This window comes from Marivita sp., from assembly GCF_017643905.1.
GTDB lineage: Bacteria > Pseudomonadota > Alphaproteobacteria > Rhodobacterales > Rhodobacteraceae > Marivita.
The window spans coordinates 1-3,947 of sequence record NZ_JAEPMO010000244.1 but is presented as its reverse complement, the minus strand read 5'-3'; the positions used below and the strand labels follow the sequence as shown (position 1 = coordinate 3,947).

Here is a 3,947-nt window from a genome sequence, read left to right as displayed (position 1 = left end):
ACCTGCCGCACATCGCCGTGCCCAGCCTTGTCCTGAGTGGACGGTTTGACGATCAAAGCCCGCTGGACCTGTCCGAAACGCTTGTGCGACAGTTGCCCAACGCGCGACTGGAGGTCATCGACGGCGGCCATGGTCTATTGTTCAACGAAGACGCCGCCATTGACGCGGTTCTGTCCCATTTCGAGGAGATCCTGACATGACCACTGCAAAGATCGCCGTGATCGGCCTTGGTTCCATGGGCTATGGCAGCGCCGCTTCGGCTTTGAAAGGCGGGCTGGTGGTGCATGGCTTTGACCTGGCCAAGGACGCGATGGACCGGTTTCGCGCCGCAGGAGGCGCAGCGGGGACGCTGGACACGATCGCCGGCGACCTTGCCGCCGTCATGGTTGTCGTGCTCAACGCAGCGCAGACCGAGGACGTTCTGTTCGGGGCCAAAGGCATTGTGCCCCAGATGCGCCCCGGCAGCGTGGCAATTGCCTGCGCCACCGTCTCGCCCGCTTTCGCGCGCCAGATGGAGGAACGCTGCGCGGCGTTTGGAGTCCACTACCTCGATGCACCGATCTCTGGCGGCGCTCTCAAGGCTGCGTCGGGGTCGCTGACCGTCCTCGCTTCGGGCACTCCCGCCGCGTTTGATGCGGCGGAGCCGGTTTTGGCGGTCACGGCGGAAAAGGTCTATCGCCTCGGCGATCACGCCGGTCCCGGATCGGCCATGAAGGCCGTCAACCAGTTGCTGGCTGGCGTACATATCGCAACCATGGCCGAGGCGATGACCTTTGGCATGACGCAAGGCGTGTCGCCCGAGGCGTTCATGGAGGTGATCCCGCAATGCGCGGGGACGTCGTGGATGCTTGAAAACCGAGGGCCGCACATCGTCGATGGTGACTACACACCCCGTTCCAGTGTGAACATCTGGCCCAAGGATCTTGGGATCGTTCTGGATATCGCCCGCAGCGCCGGTTTCGGCGCCCCCTTGGCGGCGGCAGCAATGCAACAGTTTCTTGCTGCCGCTGGCTCGGGCCTTGGCCAAGAGGATGATGCGGCGGTTGCCAAGGTCTACGCCCGCAACGCCAACCTGAAATTGCCCGGACACACGGGTGGCGGCACCGAATGACGACCCGACTTGGCTGCATCGCTGACGACTTCACCGGGGCGACCGATCTCGCGGGGCTTCTGGCGCGCAGCGGTTTTCCCGTGTCGTTGCGGATTGGCGTACCCGAAGCAGCCCCGTCGGCCACCAGCTCTTTCGAGGTGATCGCACTCAAATCCCGCACTGCCCCTGTCGCACAGGCCGTCACTGAAACACGCGCGGCGCTGGCCTGGCTCAAAGCGGCAGGTGCCACGCGTTTCTTCTGGAAATACTGCTCGACCTTCGACAGCACGCCAGAGGGGAACATCGGCCCGGTTGCCGAGGCGTTGATGGCTGAACTTGGCACCGATCAGACGGTCTATTGCCCTGCGTTTCCGGAAAACGGCCGCACCATCTTCATGGGCACGCTGTTCGTGGGCCAAGAACCGCTTCATGAGAGCCCGATGAAGGACCATCCGCTGACGCCGATGCGCGACAGCAATTTGATGCGTTTGTTGTCCCCTCAGGTTCAGCGACCCGTCGGTCTGATCGATCGTCTTTGTGTGGCAAGAGGCCCAGTCGCCATCCGAGCGGCATTGGCAGACCACCATTCGAAGGGTCACGCCCATATCGTTGTGGACGCGGTCGCAGCCGAAGACATTGAGGCCATCGCGGCGGCTTGCCATGACATGCCTCTGCTGACCGGTGGGTCCGCGCTGGCCATGCCCCTGCCCGCGCTCTATCAGGCCGACGGTTGGATCGCCGCCGACGCCACGAACGCGACACGGCCAGACGTCGCGGCGGAAACGATCATCTTGTCGGGCAGTTGCTCTGCAATGACGAACCGCCAAGTGGCGTCGTATCTTGCAACCGGCGCGCCCGCCTTGCGTCTTGACCCGTTGAGATTGGCTGAAGAAGGCACCGCGCCCGCCCTCGACTGGCTTGCCACGCAAGACATGGCGCGGGCGCCGCTGATCTACGCCACCGCTGAACCCGCAAGCGTGAAGACCGCACAGGCCCGTTTGGGGGTGGCCGCTGCGGGAGAGATCGTCGAAACCACGCTTGCCGCCTGCGCCCGCGCCGCGCGCGATGCGGGCGTGGGAAGGTTGATCGTCGCCGGCGGTGAAACCTCGGGCGCTGTGACACAGGCTCTGGGTGTCGATCGCCTTGATATTGGCCCAGAGATCGCGCCCGGCGTCCCTTGGACCTTCTGCCGTTCACAAGGTCGCCATATCGCCCTAACGCTGAAATCCGGCAATTTCGGGCAGCCGGATTTCTTTAGCCAAGCCCGGCAGAGCCTCGAGAACCCATGACACCCGAATCCGCGCTGCGCGAGCAGATCTGCCTTCTTGCAAAATCGTTGTTTGACCGTGGGCTCACAGGAGGCAGCACCGGGAATATCTCGGCGCGAACGCCAGACGGCGGCCTCTTGGTAAGCCCGACCGGCACCAGTTTTGGTCGGCTGGACCCGTGTCGCTTGTCTCGCTTCGACGCGCGAAGGCAGTTGATCGACGGGGACCAGCCGACCAAGGAAATGCCGCTGCACACCGCGTTTTACGAGACGCGCTCGACAGCGGGCGCAGTGGTGCACCTGCATTCCTGCCATTCTGTCGCCTTGTCGATGATGCCCGATGCAAATCCCGACAATTTTCTGCCGCCCTTGACACCGTATGCGATCATGAAGCTCGGCAAGGTCAAGCTTCTGCCGTTCTTCCTGCCCGGCGATCCGGCCATGGGCGACGCGGTGCGGGGCCTTGCGGGCAAACGGACAGCGGTGATGCTGGCCAACCATGGACCTGTTGTTGCGGGTGCGGATGTCGAGGCGGCTTGCAATGCCATCGAAGAGTTGGAGGACACCGCCCGCCTCGCGATGTTGACGCGTGGCCTGTCGCCGCGGATGCTGTCGTCAGAAGATGTGCAGCGCGTCGTCACCAAGTTCAACGTGGAGTGGGACACGTGAAGCTTTCTGCCAATCTTGGGTTTCTCTGGTCAGAGTTATCGCTGCCTCAGGCGATCCACGCAGCCAAGACGGCAGGGTTCGATGCGGTGGAATGCCACTGGCCGTATGATACCCCAGCCGAGATGGTCGCCCAGGCTTTGGCCGATACCGGCCTAACGATGCTTGGCCTTAATACCCGGCGCGGCGATGTCGCTGCGGGGGAAAATGGACTTTCCGCATTGCCCGGTCGATCCGCAGACGCCCGTGCCGCAGTGGATGAGGCGCTCGCCTATGGGGCGGCAATCGGGGCGCGGGCCGTGCACGTCATGGCGGGTCGCGCATCTGGGTCAGCTGCCGAAGAGGCGTACATCGAGACTTTGCGTTATGCCGCAGAACAAGCTGCCGGGCTTGGCATGGTGATCCTGATCGAACCGCTCAACCGTCACGATGCCCCCGGTTACTTTCTGCGCACGACTGATCAAGCGGTTGCAATCATGGACGCGGTCGGGTCCCCGGCTCTGCGGCTCATGTTCGACTGCTACCATGTGGGCCGAACCGAGGGTGACGTGATCCACCGGCTGCGGAGCCTCCTGCCAAGAATTGGTCATGTGCAGATCGCTTCGGTTCCCGACCGCGGCGCCCCGGATCATGGCGAATTGAACTACCTCGCCATCTGCTCCGAACTTTCCGGAATGGGATATGCCGCCCCAATCGGTGCGGAGTACAAGCCTCTGGGGCCGACCGAACCGACCTTGGGGTGGCTTACCAGCCTGCGCGAAATTTGAATACTCCATGGTGCCGGACCCCAGCAGCAGCGTTCATGGATAATCAACGATCTTCCGGGTTCCGTCAGCGTCTGCTACGCAAACTCAGTGCGCCACACATGCATACGGCATCGGTTGCCCTCTTCGAGCAAAGCGAGGAAGACGTATCGGGTCCGTT

The 3,947-nt window shown here is 63.1% G+C and carries 5 protein-coding genes; all 5 read left to right on the top strand.

The genetic code is table 11. The features are described 5' to 3' along the window. Nucleotides 1-200 (top strand): alpha/beta hydrolase (locus tag JJ869_RS22580; protein ID WP_292271058.1); only part of this gene is annotated, 200 nt, incomplete at its 5' end. Then, nucleotides 197-1,111 carry an L-threonate dehydrogenase gene (gene ltnD, locus JJ869_RS22575; protein ID WP_292271055.1) on the top strand — a complete coding sequence of 305 codons (915 nt, stop codon included), beginning with the start codon at nt 197-199 and terminating at the stop codon, nt 1,109-1,111. The genes JJ869_RS22580 and ltnD, both read left to right, overlap by 4 nt. Further along, entirely contained in the window at nt 1,108-2,379 is a 1,272-nt protein-coding gene (otnK, locus tag JJ869_RS22570; RefSeq protein WP_292271053.1) for a 3-oxo-tetronate kinase, read from the top strand. Before ltnD ends, otnK begins: the two co-directional genes overlap by 4 nt. Further along, the gene (locus tag JJ869_RS22565) at nt 2,376-3,026 is read left to right on the top strand and encodes an aldolase (RefSeq protein WP_292271052.1); all 651 of its coding nucleotides are present in this window, start codon (nt 2,376-2,378) and stop codon (nt 3,024-3,026) included. Before otnK ends, JJ869_RS22565 begins: the two co-directional genes overlap by 4 nt. Then, on the top strand, nt 3,023-3,790 hold the full coding sequence (locus JJ869_RS22560; protein ID WP_292271051.1) for a TIM barrel protein: 768 nt from the start codon (nt 3,023-3,025) through the stop codon (nt 3,788-3,790). Before JJ869_RS22565 ends, JJ869_RS22560 begins: the two co-directional genes overlap by 4 nt. Nucleotides 3,791-3,947: the final 157 nt, after the last annotated feature.

Coding starts and splice junctions, on each gene's coding strand:
- ltnD (WP_292271055.1), top strand. CDS start 197: ATGACCACTGCAAAGATCGCCGTGATCGGCCTTGGTTCCATGGGCTAT.
- otnK (WP_292271053.1), top strand. CDS start 1,108: ATGACGACCCGACTTGGCTGCATCGCTGACGACTTCACCGGGGCGACC.
- JJ869_RS22565 (WP_292271052.1), top strand. CDS start 2,376: ATGACACCCGAATCCGCGCTGCGCGAGCAGATCTGCCTTCTTGCAAAA.